This is a genomic window from Flavobacterium sp. GNP002 (genome assembly GCF_054343795.1).
Genome location: NZ_JBTGUW010000001.1, coordinates 1,546,503 through 1,563,860 on the forward strand (window position 1 = coordinate 1,546,503; position 17,358 = coordinate 1,563,860).

The following is a 17,358-nucleotide window of genomic DNA, read 5'->3' on the forward strand; positions in this document are numbered from 1 at the left end:
TTTAAAAATGAACTTAGAAACGTACTACGAATATTGCTTGTCTAAAAAGGGGGTGACAGAACATTTTCCATTTGATGAAGATACGTTGGTTTTTAAAGTGGGTGGAAAAATGTTTGCATTGTCGTCTTTAAGTCAATGGGAGAAAGGACAACCAGCAGTTAATCTAAAATGTAATCCGGAGCGAGCTGAGGAATTACGTGCTGAATACGATGACATTCAGCCGGGTTTTCACATGAGTAAAATACATTGGAATACAATTGCGATTAACAATGAGGTTCAAGATAAGCAAGTTAAGGAATTAATAGACCACTCTTACGAGTTGGTTTTTAAAAGTTTAACTAAGAAAATACAGGAAGAAATTTTAAAAGAATAAAAACTATTCGTCGACACATTTAGGTTATTCAACGACACCAATATTATAATTAACGAAAATTAAAATCTTATTTTTGGAATTGTAGTATTTTTAAATACAAATTTTACATAAAAAAATGGCAAAATCACTAAATATTTTATTAATTGAAGACGACGCAATTGAAGTTATGAAATTCAATAGAGTTTTAAGTACAATGGATTTAAAACATAAAATTGTTGAAGCTAATAATGGAGAGGAAGCCATCGCAATATTGAAAGTCAAAGAGGTTGTTCCTGATATAATAATTTTAGATTTGAATATGCCAAAAATTAACGGAATAGAATTTTTAGGGATATTAAAAGGGGATGACTACTTAAAATATATTCCAGCAATAATTTTAACTACATCCAACAATCGAAAAGATATTTTAGAATGTTATAAAATAGGAATTGCGGGATATCAGTTAAAACCTCTTAAATATGATGACTATGTCGATAGGGTAAAACGCTTAATAGAGTACTGGAGTGATAATGAATTAATATCTCAATAATGTATGTACGGAATTGTAAATAAGGCAATCGAAGAATTAGTTGTGGCTAATTTTGGAGCGGATAAATGGGAGGCTATTAAACTGCGAAGTGGAGTAGATGTTGATTATTTTATAAGCAGTGAGCCCTATGATGATGATTTGACTTTTAAGTTGGCTCAAGCAGTTTCTGATGAAATGGACATGACATTGAGTGCCGTTTTAATAGCTTTTGGAGAATGGTGGGTTGTTAAAACAACAAAAGATAAATATGGTGGATTGATGGAAGCGGGAGGTGATAATTTAAAAGAATTTTTAATAAACTTGCCTCTCTTTCATAATCGAGTAATGCTGATATACCCAAAACTGACTCCACCGGAATTTAAAGTGAGTGATATTAACGAAAACAGTATTAATTTGCATTATTTTTCAAAAAGAGAGGGGCTTCAGGACTTTGTAAGAGGCCTTATTCAAGGATTGGGGATAATGTACGATACACCTGTTACAATTAATTTACTTCAAACCCGTGACGAAGGAAGTTCACATGAAATTTTTAATGTAATTTGGTAAAAACATGAACAAATTAGAATTTAATTTTGATGAAGATAGTTTTAATAAGCTATTCCCTTTCTATATTTTAATTGATTCTAATTTGAAAATAAAAAGTTTTGGTAAGAGTTTGGCCAAGACTTTGCTTGGAATTAAATTAAATGATACTTTTTCATCCACTTTTGAAGTTAAAAGACCTTTTGTTGAAAATCCAACTTTTGATAGCTTAACAGCTATTTTTGATCAATTAATCGTATTGGGGACAACCTCTGAAACTGTTGATTTAAGGGGGCAGTTTCAGCAATTTAATGATTCTATTTTATTTGTAGGGTCTCCTTGGTTTGTCTCTATGAATCAAGTTAGAGAAAGGAAATTAACGCTACACGATTTCGCTTTTCACGATCCTTTACTTGATCTTCTCCATGTTTTAAAGACGCAGGAAATAACTACCCAAGAACTTAAAGAATTATTAATTAAAATTAATAATCAAAAAAAAGATTTAAAAAGAGATCAAGAAGAGCTAAGCAGACTTTCCCTTGTGGCTAGCGCTAATGAGAATGGCGTTGTTTTTACAAAACCTGATGGTGTGATTTTTTGGTGTAATGATGCTTATTTAAAATTGACGGGCTTTTCTAAAGAGGAAGTAATAGGGAGAACTCCTGTTGAGTTAGGTAAATGCGAGTATACAAACAAGGAAGATTTAAAGAACATGATTGTTCCGTTTTTAAATGGAGAAATGTTTGATGTAGAGCTGGTTCATGGTAGAAAAGACGGAAGCTATTTTTGGACTAAAACAAAAGGGCAACCTGTTCTGGATTCAACAGGAAATGTCATTCAGTATTTTGCGATGATTGAAGATATCACAGAAAAAAAGAATGCAGATTTTAAATTAATTGAATCGGAAGACAGGCTTTCATTTCTAATCCGTAATCTACAAACAGGTATTGTTTTAGAGGACGAAAACAGAAGACTTTTATTAGTAAATAAAAAATTCTGTTCGATGTTTGATTTTGAGGTAGAACTAGATACTTTAATCGGCATGGACTGCTCTGGTTCTGTCGAAGATTCAAAACGTTTTTTCAAAAGTCCGGATATATATGCGGAAAGATTGAACAGTATATTTAAAAGTAAACAACCTGTCTATAATGAAGAATTAGAGCTTATAGACGGAAGGTTTTTTGAGAGAAGCTATATTCCGATCTTTAGTAATGGTATTTATAAAGGCAACCTTAGATCCTATGTTGACATTACTATAAAAAAGAAACACGAGGAAATATTACAAAACGAAAAAGAAAAATACAGCAACATCATAGCTAATATGAACTTAGGTTTGATTGAGGTTAATCAAAACGATCGGATTACTTTAGTGAATCATAGTTTTTGTGAAATTAGCGGGTATACTGCAGCGGAACTAATTGGGAAAAAGGCATCAAATTTATTTCTAGTCGAAGAAAACGGACAGCTTTTTGAAACTAAAAATAAGTTGCGGACTCACGGGGTGACTGATTCGTATGAAGTACAGGTAAAAAACAAAAAAGGAGAAAAAAGATATTGGTTAATAAGCGGGGCACCAAATTATGATATTAATGGAAAAATTGTTGGTTCTATAAGTATTCATTTGGATATAACAGAACAAAAAGAACAGGAAGAAAAACTCTATTTACTCTCCTTAATTGCTGAAAAAAACATCAATGCAGTTGTGATTAGTGATGTAGAGGGCAAGATAGAATGGGTTAATTCCAGTTTTGAAAAAATGTCGGGCTATACTAAGAAAGAATTGATTGGAATAAAACCTGGGAAGCTATTGCAAGGCGCATCCACAAATCCTGAGACTATTAATTACTTAAAAAATCAAATTAGTAAAGGGCAACCCTTTAACTGTGAAATTGTAAACTATTCCAAATCAGGAGAAAAATATTGGGTAAAAATTCAAGGGCAAGCATTATATAATTCTAGAGGTGAGGTAGTTCGATATTTTGCTATTGAAGAAAATGTAACCAATAAGAAACTATTGGAAAATCAACGAGAAGAGTTAGTAGTGAGTTTAGCAAAAACGAATAAAGAACTCGAAGATTATGCTCAAATAGTATCACATGATTTAAAATCTCCTTTGCGAAGTATTCATTCATTAATTTCATGGATAAAAGTGGATAATGATAAGGAATTTAGTGATCAAACGTTAAGTTATTTTTCCATGATTGAGAATAAAGTGGAAAAAATGGATTATTTAATTCAAGGGATATTAACCTATTCTAAAATTGACAAAGAGGAGTTGCCTCAAGAAAGTATAAACACCCATCAAATTATACAGAGTATAATTAACATGATTCATATCCCAAAACACATCAGTATTACTATTAAAAATCAACTACCGATGCTGCATGCCGATCGTTACAGAATTCAGCAATTGTTCCAGAATATAATAGGGAATGCTGTCAATTATATTGAAGAGGAAGTTGGATTAGTTGAGGTCGCTTCGGAAGAATTTGATGACTATTATGTTTTCTCCATTAAAGATAATGGCGTTGGTATTGTAAAAGAGCATCATGAGAAAATATTTAATACCTTCCAGTCCTATACTAAAAGTGAGCACTCAACCGGACTTGGATTGGCAATTGTGAAAAAAATTATAGATGCTTATAATGGTAAAATATGGGTTGATAGCGAATTAGGAAAGGGTTCAACTTTTTTCATAAAGCTTAATAAATAAACTATGAAAATTATTCAGGCATCGAAAGTAAAAAATCAAGGTTGGAACTATTTTCAAGAAAAAACAACTTTAAAAAATCCTTTAGTTTTAGTTTTTGGCAATAGATTTCTGTTGGAGGACGAAGCAGTTATAGAAGATATTCGAAAAGAATTTCCTTATGAGGATATTGTTTTTGGATCTACTTCAGGTGAGATTTTATGTTGTAATGTATATGATAATTCCATCTCAGTAACGGCGATCGAATTTGAAAAAAGTTCTTTTGTAGTGGAACGAGAAAATATTCTAAACTATGATAAGAATGCCAGAACATTAGGGGAAGCACTGTATAATAAAATCCCAAAAGAGAATTTAAAACACCTGTTTGTAGTGTCAGAAGGTAGTTTTGTAAATGGTAGTTCATTGATAAAAGGATTAGAAAGTAATATTGATTTCTCAATTTCAATAACCGGTGGGATGTGTGGTGATGATGCTCGATTTGAAAAAACTCTTGCCTCTTATAAAGAAAATCCAAAAGTTGGGGAAGTCATATTAATAGGTTTTTATGGAGAAACACTAGAAATCACCTATTCCAGTTTTGGTGGTTGGATTCCATTTGGGCCAGAAAGGATAATTACTAAATCAGAAGCAAATATTCTTTATGAAATTGATGGGCAACCAGCACTTGATTTGTATAAAAACTATTTAGGGGAGAAAGCCAGTGAATTGCCTCAAGCGTCTTTATTATATCCTTTGAATGTAACTCCTGAAGATAAAAAAGAACCGGTAGTTCGAACTATATTAAATATAAATGACGATAATCAATCCATGATTTTAGCGGGCGATGTACCAATTTATTCAAGAGTTCAGCTAATGATGGCATCTATTGATGGTATTGGTGCAGGAGCAAAAACGGCTGCTGAATTTGCGATGAAAAACAGAAAAAAGAAACCTGAGTTAGTACTATTAGTCAGTTGTGTCGGTAGAAAATTAGTGATGAATCAAAGAGTGGAAGAGGAATTGGAGGAAGTTCGAGAAACTATTGGAGAGAAGATCCCAATGGCAGGATTTTATTCCTATGGAGAGATGGCGCCTTTTAATGGAAGCAGGTCTTGTGAACTCCACAATCAAACAATGACTTTAACTCTAATTAGCGAATAATGAATTCATTACTAAAAAGGCAAATAGACAAAAAACTTAAAGGAGGACTGAATGATTTAGATCTTTTTTTAGTGGCTATTAATGAGTCCTATGAAAATTTTGAAGACCAAATAGGGTTGTTGCAAAGAGCAATGAAAATTAGTTCAGATGAGCTTTTTGCAGCGAATCAAAAGCTTAGAGATGAAGCCGAAAGTCTGAAAGAAGTTAACAGAAACTTAGAATTTATTCTTAAATCGATGAGTCTTGATGGCATAATTGCGTCCAAAATTGATTCATTTGATTCATCTGAATATATTAAACAACAATCGATAGAAATTGTAAAAATTAACAAGCAAAGAGAGGAGTTGCTTTTAGATCTTGAAAAGCAAAATAAGGCCTTAAATGAATATGCTCATATGGTGTCCCATGATTTAAAAGCGCCATTGCGAAGTATTGATACATTGATAAATTGGTTTATTGAAGATAATAAAGACATGATGAATGAAACCAATATGAAATCATTAAATTTAATACTTTCAAATGTGGAGAAAATGGATTTATTAATCAAAGGAATCCTAAATTATTCTGCTGTTGAAAACATTGATAATCAAGATAGGGTAATTGATTTAAACATTTTAATTGATAAAATTCTTAACGTCATGCCTTTGTCTGAACAAGTTGTGATCACTCTGAAAAATCCATTACCCAAAGTATTTGGAAATGATTTTAGGTATAAACAGTTATTTCAAAACTTGATACAGAATGCCATAAAATACAATGATAAAGATAAAATTTCAGTAGAAATTGGTAATTCAGAAAATGATGTTGAATTCCAGTTCTATATAAAAGACAACGGAATTGGTATTCCTGAAAAATACCACACTAAAGTTTTTGATGTTTTTTCCAAACTTGAAAATAATGATAACTCTCCAGGAATAGGACTTTCGATAGTAAAAAAAATTATAGAATTTTATAAAGGAGAAATTTGGTTGGAAAGTCAAGAAGAGGTAGGCACAATTTTTTATTTTACAATAGCAAAGAGCAATGGAACAGCCTAATCTAAAATACATCAATAAATTGTCAGGGGACAATATCGAATTCAGAACAAAATTAATTGGAATTCTTAAAAAAGAACTTCCAGAAGAAGTAGAGGGATACTTACAGGAAATGAAAAATGTTAATTTTTCATATGCCGCTCAATCCGTGCATAAGCTAAAACATAAGATATCTTTACTTGGTTTAGAAAAAAGTTATTATATTGCTGAAGAATATGAAGATAACTTAATGACGGGAACTACTATACTGAAACTTGAATTTGAAACTATTTTGAAATCCATGCAAGATTTTGTAGACCGCCTATAATCACTTACTTTATGAATTGCATTATTATTGATGACGAAGAGATGGCAAGAGCGATTATGACTGAGATGGTGAACAGGCATCCTGATCTTAAGTTAATCCAAGAATTTCCCAATGCCATTCAAGCAATAAAATTCTTGAATAATTTTGAAGTGGATTTGATTTTTTTAGATATTCATATGCCTGATTTTACTGGGTTTGATTTCATTCAAAGTTTAAAGAATCCTCCCAGAATTATTTTAGTAACTTCAGATAAAAACTTTGCTATTGAAGCTTTTGAATACGAGTGTATAGTAGATTATTTAGTAAAGCCTATTTCTGAAGATCGCTTTCAAAAAGCAATTCAAAAAGCTAATTCCTTTAAAACCGCTGCCAAACCAAGAGAGATAAAAGCAGTAGAAAAGGATAATGTAAACGAGTTTTATATCAATATCGACCGAAGATTGATAAAAATAGACATGGCATCTGTAAATATTGTGGAGGCTAAGGGCGATTATATTCATATAAGAACGGAAAGTAAAAATTATGTGGTCCATTCTACCCTAAAGAAGATAGAAGATAAATTACCTAAAGATTTATTTTTAAAAGTGCATCGCTCTTTTATTATCAATACTAAAAAAATCATTGATATTGAAGACAATAGTGTCTTGATCGCTAAATATGTAATTCCAGTAAGTCGCGCTAATAGATCTGAATTAATGAAAAGATTAAATTTGTTGTAATCAATAAATAGTCAAAAAACAGTTTTGTGTTTATTACTGTATTTAATTTATTTTGCCATACAATATGATTATTTTCATAATATTTAATACATTATTTTGATCTAATAAACTTTTTTAATTCGAATTAATTTACTTTTAATTACTTTCCTCTTTTTTTTAAATAAAGACGATACTGAATATCGTAATATTAAATAATTTCAACGACACTTTTTGCCACTCTGACTTAAAAATAATACTGTAACATATTCTATTTATATTTTTGTAATGTTAAAAATAAAGAATCAGAACGATGAAAATACTTATTATAGACGATCAAGAGTTGGTTTTATTAACATTAGAAAAATATCTACATGATTTAGGATACCTTGTTAAAAAAGCGAATAATATGGCTGATGGAATAGCTATGTATAATGAGTATCAACCTGATTTAGTTATTACCGATGTTGATATGCCAGTTGTTGCAAACTCAAATTTTGAATTTAAAAGCTTGGATTTTATAAAAAAGAAATCAGGTTTAGAGATTATAAAGTATATTCGAGTTTTAAAGAAGGAAACGACTCCAGTTATGGTCCTATCAGGGAATAGGCAAGTAGAAGTAATTTCAAAAGCTTTATCATTAGGGGCCGATGATTATGTAATAAAGCCGGTAAGTCTCGATATAATAAGTAGGCGGGTGGAAAACCTAATAGGGAATATTAGCATTGATAAGAAGAATGTTAATAAGGAAAGCTGTATTCATAATTCTTTTGTAGGAGTCGTAATTCCTTGTTATTATAGCTTAGAAACCATGCTGAGCGACGAATTTTTAAATTTTGTAAACACCAATCTTAATTATCATTTATGTTTTGTTAACTACAGCAATGAGGAAATGTCTGCTAAGATTTTAAATAAATTTAGCAAAGGCAAGGGAAAAAGGATAAGCGTTTTGAATTTTGATCACGCTGTAAATAAAACAGAGGCTATAAGATTAGGGATGTTACAGTTAGAGCAAACGCATCAGTTCGAGTTTATAGGTTTTTTAAACGAAGATTTTTCTGTTAATTTTGATACCTTCAAAGAATTAGTTAGTATAATATCCGCATCTGATTATAAAAATGTTGTGGGTTTAGAAGTTGGTTCAGCAGATTCTACTTTGTGGGGTTTTCCAATAAAGCACTTTGCTAATAAAAAAATAAATAGTTTCTATAAGAAATTTTTAGAAATCCACAGAAAGGAAAAGAGTAAGTTTATAGAGGTGTTTGACAATGAAATAGTAAAAGATATTTTTAAAAATAAATTTTTGTCGGAAAGTAAATTTGAAGAGGAAATATCCAATAGAACAAAATGTTTTTTTGGAGATGAGAAGTGGAATGAGATGGTTTGTGTTAAATTGCTTAAGCTCGCTTAGATTAATAATTAAAGTTATGAATTGCACGTGCCATGGGATAATCGCAATTCATTATAAATAAAACTACTTTTAAGATTAAAGGTCTAAGAGATTATGCAATTTGTATAGTCTCTTTTTTTGTGGATTTCATTTGGTTTTCAAAAGTTTAACAAAGAAATTACAAATCGAAATTATTGAATTAGAAAATTAGGCATTACTTTTGCGAATAAATTTCGAATAAAATTATAAACACTGAAATAATTCAGCCTATCATATGAAAGAACAATTTAAGAAGTTTTTAAACGAGGAACAAGATCCAAAAGCCATCGAAAAAATCGCTGCTAAATTGAGTGATTTATTGATGAAGAATGAAGAAATAGGGTATATCGCTGTACAAAAAAAGCCAGCGATTACCGTTTTACCAGATAGTATTGTATTGACGAATAAAAGAATCATCATTTGTCAGCCTAAAAATCTGGGACTTTCAATGAATTTTATTGATTACACTTGGGACGAGATAGAAGGAACATTTGTAAAAGAAAATATTCTAGGATCAGAGTTTTCTTTTACAACCAGAACTAATATGGAGGTTTCCATTGATTATATCCCTAAAATTCAAGCGAGAAAGATTTTTACATATGCTAAAGAACAATTGGATATATTGAAAGTAGGGTCTGTATTGAATGCAACCATGATGGATGAAGTTCCGGTTGCTCAAATCGATGAGGTGGAGATTATCGAAGAAATGGAAACCGAAGAGGTGACTAGTTTTGCTGAAATAATGCCAGTTTCACAACCCAATTTCATTGCTGAAAATCAAGTATTCGAAGATGTTCCAGCAAGTTCAAAAGACAAATCGTTAAGTGATTTATCACAAGACGAACTTTTTGAAAAACTGCAGAATTATAAAAAATTATTGGATAACGGATTGATTTTACAAGGTGAATATGATACTTTCAAAAAAGAAATTTTGAGTCATATGTAATTAGTCTTAAAGTCGAAAGTCCTAAAGTCAAAAGATAGTTGTACCTTTTGACTTTAGGACTTTAAATCTTTGACTTATAGCGTTCTTTTCTGCTTTTCTACAAAATTATTGGATTGTAATTCTAATAAATCAGTGGCATTCTTTCGCTGCAAATCATACAGTTTTTTATCGTCAGCAATATCTCCGTAGACTTTGTCGTGCATCGTGGCGCTAGTTTTTACAAGCAGAGTGCGTTGGTATTTGTCTTGTTCTATTGTGGCTTTCAAAGCTGTTTCCAGATTCTCCAGTTTATAATCGTATTCGCCTTTTGGAGATAAAAGTTTAGCAATAATAGGAGAGGTTTCAATGGCTAAAAACAAGAGCATGATAAAAAACGAAGGCAGCCAAGGTAATTTATCCAAGGCATTGATTCGAGCCATTAAGCCGTCAAATCCATCAATAATAGGTTGGGTCTCGGTAACTTTCTTGTCTAAATCGGTTTGCAGCGTTTTGGTGTTTTTCTCCATTTCAGCAATTTTAGCCAAGTTTGTTTTTTGTAAGGTGTCCAATTCTTTTTTGGCTAAATCATGTTTAGCAATTTTTTCTTTAAAAACAGGTCCTTTGCCTAATTTTTTGGTTCCTGCGGTTCCTTCGGCTTCAGTGATGTAGGTTTCGTAAAGTGTATTGACTTCTTTTTCTTTCTTAATAATTTCCGATTTCAAACCTGCTATTTCGGCTTTATTTTTGTCTAAATCCGATTTGAAATAATTAGCCACTTCTTTTTTGTTATTCAAAGCCATGGCATTTTTCTCTTTCAATAAGACGGTATTAATTTCTTTCTCGAAGATTTTAATTTCTAACGGTTTCGAAATAACAATGGCAATAATTACCGCCAAAATAATTCGGGGAGTAGCCTGTAGAAATTCACTTCCTAACTTGTCTCTTTTTCGAATAGTGGAAACAATAAAACGGTCCAAATTAAAAATAAGTAAACTCCAAACGATACCAAATGCGATTGCTGGATAAATACTGTCAAAGACGGTAAACAGTGCATATAAACTGGCTAGGAAAGCCATTACTGCGGTGAAGAAAACAGTGGCGCCAATACCGACGTATTTGGTTTGCTCGCCTTCGGAACAGCCTTCAAGAAGGTCTTTGTCAGCTCCGGAACAAAGGATAAAAAATTGTTTTAACATGATTTATGATTTTTTGAGTGATGATTACAAATTTAACGCCAAAAAATGAATCTTGGTATAAATACTTGATAGGTATTTATTTAAGGCTTTTTGTTACGGTTTGTACAAAATAAAATAGAGCCGCTCTTTACGAACGGCTCTATTGGTTTTGAATTAATATTAACTTAAGCTAATGGTGCTCCTGCCATAATTTCGGCATTGGCAAATTCTTCAAATTTGGCGAAGTTAGCTTTGAATTTTTGAGCTAATTCTACCGCTTTCTTATCGTATAGTTCAGGGTCTTCCCAAGTATTTCTTGGATTCAATATTTCACTAGGAACATTTGGACACGTTTGCGGTTTTGCAATTCCAAATACTTTGTGATTCTCGTAAGCCACATCGTCCAATTCTCCGTTTAATGCAGCAGTAATCATGGCACGCGTGTATTTTAATTTCATTCTGCTTCCTATTCCGTATGGACCGCCTGTCCAACCTGTATTGATTAACCAAACTTTTACATTGGCATCTTTCATTTTTTTACTCAACATTTCAGCATATTTTGTTGGGTGTAATGGCATAAATGGTGCGCCAAAACAAGCAGAAAAATTAGGCTGAGGTTCTGTAATTCCAGCTTCAGTTCCAGCTACTTTTGCTGTGTAACCAGAAATAAAGTGGTAAGCAGCCTGTCCTGGAGTCAGTTTAGAAATTGGAGGTAATATTCCGAATGAATCGGCCGTTAAGAAAAATATATTCTTTGGGTTTTTCCCAATAGAACCAGGCTGAATGTTATCTATGTGATAAATAGGATAACTTACTCTGGTGTTTTGAGTGATAGAAATATCCTCAAAATCAACTTCATTAGTGTCTTTATTGATTACTACGTTTTCTAGAATTGCTCCTTTTTTTATAGCTCTAAAAATGTCTGGTTCGTTTTCTTCAGAAAGGTTAATGACTTTTGCATAACAACCTCCTTCAAAGTTGAAAACTGTATTTTCATTAGTCCATCCATGTTCATCATCACCAATTAATTTTCTGTTTGGATCTGCAGATAAAGTTGTTTTTCCGGTTCCTGATAATCCAAAGAAAATAGCAGTATCACCGTCTTTCCCCACATTAGCACTACAGTGCATTGGCAAGGTGTTTTTGAAAACTGGTAAAATAAAATTCAATGCAGAAAAAATTCCTTTTTTCATTTCTCCAGTGTAGCCAGTTCCGCCTATCAAAACTACTTTCCTTGTAAAGTCAAGAATTGCAAAATTGCTTTGACGCGTTCCGTCTACTGATGGATCTGCCATAAAACTTGGTACACATAAAAGAGTCCATTCTGGGTCGAAGTTTGCTAATTCTTCCATTTCAGGTCTCAAAAACATATTGTAACAAAATAAATTTGCCCAAGGGGTTTCTGTGATTACGCGAACGTTTAATCTGTAATTTGGATCAGAACATACGTATGAATCTCTTACATAAACCTCTTTGTTGGATAAATAAGCGGTAACCTTGTTGTATAAAGCTTCAAATGCTGCTGGTTCAAAAGGGATATTTACTTTTCCCCACCAAACTTGATTTTCACTGATACTATCTTTTACGATATATCGGTCTTGTGGCGATCGTCCAGTATATTCTCCGGTATTCACTGCTAATGCTCCAGTAGAAGTCTCAATTCCTTGACCTGTTTTTATAGTTATATCTTGTAATTCTTCAGGGGATAACTGGTAATGAATTTTGGCGTTGTCAATTCCTAATTCTTTTAACGAAATCGATTGCGAGAAAAGCGTGTTATTGTCCATAAATTTATTATTGTGTAGTTACTTTTTATAGACTGCAAAAGTAGAAATTATATTTCAGATAGCCTTTGATTCTTCTAATTTTGTGATTTTTTATTCATAATATTCAGTAATAAAACGCCCCAGCCCAGTATTAATAGGAGTCCGCCAATAGGAGTAACGAATCCGATAATTTTAAAATCAAAAGAAGTAAGATCATTTGTAGCTAACAGATAAATGGATCCAGAGAATAAAATTACTCCAAAAAGAACTAAAAAATAGATGGTTCTTTTTGCTTTTTGAGTGATGTCTTTCATTAATCCCAAAAATAATAAAAACAACGCGTGGTACATTTGATAGCGTACACCGGTTTCAAAAGTTGATAATTGTTCAATAGACAGTACTTTTTTTAGGGCATGTGCGCCAAAAGCGCCAAGAATTATTGCAATCATTCCCAAAATAGTAGCCGTCGAAAGTATCTTTTTGTCCATCTTAATTGTCTTTACTGCAAAAGTATTTCATCTCGAATGAATTTAAAAGGATTTGCAACGATAGTTTTATGTAGTAAAGCAGAATATCTGAAAACGGTTTTTTAATTTATTGCAAAATAAACGATGGCGGTTTGTTATAAATACAACATTTTTGTATGTTTGTGTTATAAATATATAAAAATGAGGACAATTTTAATCATTGGGGCAGGAAGATCTGCTTCATCGCTGATTCAGTATCTTTTAAATAAATCTGAAAAAGAGAATTTGCATCTTGTCATTGGTGATTTGTCTTTGGCTTTAGCCAAAAAAAAGACAAATAATCATCCTAATGCAACGGCGATTGCCTTAGATATTTTTGATGAAAATCAAAGAAAAGAAGCAATTCAGAACGCCAATATTGTCATCTCGATGTTGCCGGCTCATTTACATATTGAGGTAGCTAAGGATTGTATTATTTATAAAAAACACTTAGTTACCGCTTCCTACGTGAGTGATGCGATGCAGGAATTAGACGCTGCCGCAAAGGAAAACAATCTGATTTTCATGAATGAAATTGGACTTGATCCTGGAATTGACCACATGAGTGCCATGAAAGTGATTGACGAGATTAAAGAAAAAGGCGGTGAAATGCTTCTTTTTGAATCTTTTTGTGGTGGACTTGTAGCTCCAGAATCCGATACGAATCTTTGGAATTACAAATTTACCTGGGCACCACGTAATGTAGTTCTTGCCGGTCAGGGTGGCGCTGCTAAGTTTATTCAGGAAGGGACTTATAAATACATTCCGTACTGTAATTTGTTTCGCAGAACTGAGTTTTTGGATGTTGAAGGTTATGGTCGATTTGAAGCGTATTCGAATCGGGATTCCTTGAAATATAGAAGTGTGTATGGTTTAGACAACGTACTCACTTTATACAGAGGAACAATCCGAAGAGTTGGTTTCTCGAAAGCATGGAATATGTTTGTGCAATTAGGAATGACGGATGATAGTTACGTTATGGAGGATTCGGAGAACATGAGTTATCGAGAATTTGTGAATTCTTTCTTGCCGTATCATCCAACGGATTCTGTAGAAATCAAGACCCGTTTGATTCTCAAAATTGATCAGGATGACATCATGTGGGATAAATTGTTGGAACTCGATTTGTTCAATCGTGATAAAAAAGTAGGCTTGAAAAATGCTACTCCGGCACAAATTCTGGAGAAAATATTGACCGATAGCTGGACGCTTCAGCAAGATGATAAAGATATGATTGTCATGTATCACAAATTTGGATACGAATTACATGGCAAAAAAGAACAAATAGATTCTAAAATGGTTTGTATTGGTGACGATCAAACCTATACAGCCATGGCAAAAACCGTTGGTTTACCAGTAGCAATGGCGACTTTGTTAATCTTGAATGGTAAAATTACGACTCCGGGAGTGCAATTGCCTATTCGTAAGGAAGTCTATGAGCCTATTTTGAAAGAATTAGAAGAATACGGTGTTGTTTTCAAGGAACAATCCATGTCGTATTTAGGATACAATCCAGATAAAGAGTTCAGTTAGTAGTTTTTTTTAGATTTTTAGTTTGATAAATCCGCTCTTCTTGAAGCGGATTTGTTTTTTAAAATTCTTTATTTATGCTGAGCGTAGCCGAAGTATGGGCGTGACCCTGCAAATTGCTTCGTCGTTCCTCCTCGCAATTTTGGGTCGGGCTGTTCGCTGCAATCTTTATGTTTTTAAAGAAAAAACATAAAGGATTTTTCCCGAAACTTCGGGACCATCCCTCACGCAACGCATTTCAATGATTTGAAGTCGTTATTGTAATTTGTAAGAAAATTTAATTATATTTGGAAATGACTAAAGCGAATCAAACCTTCGCTTATCTACCTATGTGTGGGTGTGTATACGAAGGTTTGTTTGCTTATATACAAGTTGTGCAACACCTTAAAAAAACCGCTGAAAAAACATGCAATTAAGAAAAGGAAAGACAAAAACACTATTGGAAAGTTCAATAGATTGCGCCTTATTATCAGTGGAAATTTACAACAAGCCAAGAGCACCTTTTAGAGTAGAAAGCTTTATTACTCATATGATAATGTCTTGGACAAGACTTCTGCAAGCACACTTCAATCATACTATTGGAGAAACTTTTTTTTATAAAGAGATTAATGGAAGATATAAATTAATTGACGGCGAAAAAAAGGCTTGGGAATTAAAAACTTGTATTCAAAAATATGGTCAACTTTCAGAAGCTGTTAAATCTAATTTAGAATTTTTCATAAAACTTAGAAATAAAATCGAGCACAGGACAATTTCAAAAGACGAAATTGGATTAATGATTTTTGGAGAGTGTCAGTCTTTACTTTACAATTATGAAAATGAATTAATTAAACTATTCGGTTCAGAATATGCAATAAATGAAAGTTTAGCATATTCACTTCAATTTTCAAGATTAAGAACGGCAAAACAAGTAGAAGCCAATAAACAATTATTATCAACGGAAGTAAAAGAAATTAAAGACTTTATAGAAAAATATCGTTTAAATGTTAAAGAGAGTATTTTTAATACACAAGAGTTTAGCGTAAAATTAATTCAAGTCCCTAAAATTGTTAATACAAATAGAAATGACTTAGCAATTGAATTTGTTCATTGGAATTCAGTTTCTGAGGAGGACAGAGAAAACTATGAAAGAATAACAACTTTAATAAAAGATAAAGTTCAAAAGACCGAAGTTATAAATCCTGCTAAACTAAAACCAGGTGCTATTGTAAAAACAGTAAACCTAAGTTATCAAAATGTTTTCAATCATTACGACCATAAATGTTTGCTCTACATATTTTCAATAAAGCCAACAAAAGAAGATGGCGAAAATATTGACCCATTCGAAACAAATACAAAATATTGTCATTATGACGAAGCTCACAATGACTATCTATTTAAAGAAGAATGGAATTCTTTTATAATAGGAAATATTACTAGTGGCATGTTAACAAGAGAAATTTGGAAAACTAATTTTGACAATAAACGAAAGTTAGATATTACTAGATACGAAATTGAATAAGAAAGGCGATCGCACAACAGCCATTTTGAACTAGCTCGGATTTAGTGGAATTACCCTTTCGCATCAAGATTTCGTTAAGCCGAAAATTGAGCGGTTACGAACTTCCAGCCATCTCAAAGCAGCAAAACGTTAGTGGAACTCTATAAAAACTAAACTAAATTTGGATATGGATTTTAATTATTTGACAAGTCTTTGGAAAAACTACAATAATGCGAGTTCATTATTGACAAAAGCTATGGGGGGAACGGCAAATGAAGTTGGCGAATTTGCTGAAAGATTAGTTGCTGTTTATTATAACGCACAACAACTAACGGCTTCAAATAAAAGTGCTGATTTAAAAACAAGTGATAATAAGCTAATTCAGGTTAAATCACGAAAACTAGACAAATTAACTACAACAAGTTTAAACGTTTTTAGAAGTTGGGATTTTGACATTTTGGTTGTTGTTTTATTCTCAAAAGACGGGAACATTCTTAAAGGTATAGAAATTAACTCAAAAGACGCTCAAAAGATTGCAACTAGTAACAGTCATCAAAACGGTGATGTTCTTACAACTAATAGCTACTTGTTAAATCACTCAAACGCAGTGGACATAACAATCGCTTTACAATCTTTAATTAACGGACAAACAAATACTAAAACTATTCAAAAAGGTGACGTTTCAAGGCTAAACAGTACGCACAATGTAACATCATTAACAACTAAAAATGTTTTTGACCGAATATATAAAACTATTTGTGAGGACCTAAAATCTGGTTCAATTAATGCAGTTGGAATTACGCCAATCACTATTGATAATGAAAAAAATCGGTTTGGCAACGACAAAAGAACAGAAAGCAGAAAAAATATGGCTTTACTTTTTGACTATTTTATTCAAAAAAATAAAACTCAACTTTCGCGCAATCGTGAGGATTGGTTCAGTTTAATTAATGAACTGACAAAAGGAAAGACTAAAACTATTGATTATATTTATTACACGGACTTTTTACAAGAAATGCTAAATCGTTATTATAAACTTTCTCAGAACAAAATATAAGAACAGCGATCGCATTACACACGTTTGGTTAGATTGCGGATTTTGTGATAAAACAGGTTTTCGTTTCGCAAGAAACTTAATTTTTAAAAGAAAATAAGTACTTCTGAAGTCCGCAACCTCGCCAAACGCAGGAGCGTTAGTTTAATAAATCCGCTTCTTTTTAGAAGCGGATTTGTTTTT

At 32.3% G+C, this 17,358-nt stretch carries 16 protein-coding genes; 13 read left to right on the top strand and 3 right to left on the bottom strand.

Annotated features, from left to right (window positions below):
- The first annotated feature begins 7 nt into the window (after window positions 1-7).
- From ACXX80_RS06765 to ACXX80_RS06810, 10 genes are all read left to right on the top strand, one after another.
- On the top strand, window positions 8-373 hold the full coding sequence (locus ACXX80_RS06765) for an MmcQ/YjbR family DNA-binding protein (RefSeq protein WP_458552569.1): 366 nt from the start codon (window positions 8-10) through the stop codon (window positions 371-373).
- 115 nt (window positions 374-488) lie between these two features.
- Window positions 489-902, top strand: a complete 414-nt coding sequence (locus ACXX80_RS06770; RefSeq protein ID WP_458552570.1) for a response regulator — start codon at window positions 489-491, stop codon at window positions 900-902.
- A 3-nt stretch (window positions 903-905) separates the two neighbouring features.
- The gene (locus tag ACXX80_RS06775; RefSeq protein WP_458552571.1) at window positions 906-1,448 is read left to right on the top strand and encodes a heme NO-binding domain-containing protein; all 543 of its coding nucleotides are present in this window, start codon (window positions 906-908) and stop codon (window positions 1,446-1,448) included.
- A 4-nt stretch (window positions 1,449-1,452) separates the two neighbouring features.
- Window positions 1,453-4,137 carry a PAS domain S-box protein gene (locus tag ACXX80_RS06780; protein WP_458552572.1) on the top strand — a complete coding sequence of 895 codons (2,685 nt, stop codon included), beginning with the start codon at window positions 1,453-1,455 and terminating at the stop codon, window positions 4,135-4,137.
- Window positions 4,138-4,140: 3 nt separating this feature from the next.
- A complete protein-coding gene (locus tag ACXX80_RS06785; RefSeq protein ID WP_458552573.1) occupies window positions 4,141-5,274 on the top strand; it encodes an FIST signal transduction protein in 1,134 nt (377 codons plus the stop codon).
- Window positions 5,274-6,311 (top strand): sensor histidine kinase, encoded by a 1,038-nt coding sequence (locus ACXX80_RS06790; protein ID WP_458552574.1) that lies wholly within the window; start codon window positions 5,274-5,276, stop codon window positions 6,309-6,311. Before ACXX80_RS06785 ends, ACXX80_RS06790 begins: the two co-directional genes overlap by 1 nt.
- A complete protein-coding gene (locus tag ACXX80_RS06795; protein ID WP_458552575.1) occupies window positions 6,298-6,615 on the top strand; it encodes an Hpt domain-containing protein in 318 nt (105 codons plus the stop codon). Before ACXX80_RS06790 ends, ACXX80_RS06795 begins: the two co-directional genes overlap by 14 nt.
- Before the next feature lie 11 nt (window positions 6,616-6,626).
- Window positions 6,627-7,334: a LytR/AlgR family response regulator transcription factor gene (locus tag ACXX80_RS06800; RefSeq protein WP_458552576.1), complete on the top strand. Its 708-nt coding sequence runs from the start codon at window positions 6,627-6,629 to the stop codon at window positions 7,332-7,334.
- A gap of 289 nt (window positions 7,335-7,623) precedes the next feature.
- Entirely contained in the window at window positions 7,624-8,721 is a 1,098-nt protein-coding gene (locus tag ACXX80_RS06805) for a response regulator (protein WP_458552577.1), read from the top strand.
- 253 nt (window positions 8,722-8,974) lie between these two features.
- Window positions 8,975-9,685, top strand: a complete 711-nt coding sequence (locus ACXX80_RS06810; RefSeq protein ID WP_458552578.1) for a PH domain-containing protein — start codon at window positions 8,975-8,977, stop codon at window positions 9,683-9,685.
- Window positions 9,686-9,759: 74 nt separating this feature from the next.
- Here the strand turns inward: ACXX80_RS06810 and ACXX80_RS06815 are convergent, their stop codons facing one another.
- The 3 genes from ACXX80_RS06815 to ACXX80_RS06825 form a co-directional block, all read right to left on the bottom strand.
- A complete protein-coding gene (locus ACXX80_RS06815; RefSeq protein ID WP_458552579.1) occupies window positions 9,760-10,860 on the bottom strand; it encodes a DUF4407 domain-containing protein in 1,101 nt (366 codons plus the stop codon).
- Between the two features lie 164 nt (window positions 10,861-11,024).
- Entirely contained in the window at window positions 11,025-12,626 is a 1,602-nt protein-coding gene (pckA, locus tag ACXX80_RS06820; protein WP_458552580.1) for a phosphoenolpyruvate carboxykinase (ATP), read from the bottom strand.
- 74 nt (window positions 12,627-12,700) lie between these two features.
- A complete protein-coding gene (locus ACXX80_RS06825) occupies window positions 12,701-13,093 on the bottom strand; it encodes a DUF423 domain-containing protein (protein ID WP_395381109.1) in 393 nt (130 codons plus the stop codon).
- Between the two features lie 180 nt (window positions 13,094-13,273).
- On the opposite strand from ACXX80_RS06825, the gene ACXX80_RS06830 reads away from it, so the two are divergent.
- The 3 genes from ACXX80_RS06830 to ACXX80_RS06840 all read left to right on the top strand — a co-directional run bounded on the left by ACXX80_RS06830 (window position 13,274) and on the right by ACXX80_RS06840 (window position 17,178).
- On the top strand, window positions 13,274-14,644 hold the full coding sequence (locus tag ACXX80_RS06830) for a saccharopine dehydrogenase family protein (RefSeq protein WP_458552581.1): 1,371 nt from the start codon (window positions 13,274-13,276) through the stop codon (window positions 14,642-14,644).
- A 403-nt stretch (window positions 14,645-15,047) separates the two neighbouring features.
- Window positions 15,048-16,142 (top strand): DUF3644 domain-containing protein, encoded by a 1,095-nt coding sequence (locus tag ACXX80_RS06835; RefSeq protein ID WP_458552582.1) that lies wholly within the window; start codon window positions 15,048-15,050, stop codon window positions 16,140-16,142.
- 166 nt (window positions 16,143-16,308) lie between these two features.
- Entirely contained in the window at window positions 16,309-17,178 is an 870-nt protein-coding gene (locus tag ACXX80_RS06840; protein WP_458552583.1) for a hypothetical protein, read from the top strand.
- Window positions 17,179-17,358: the final 180 nt, after the last annotated feature.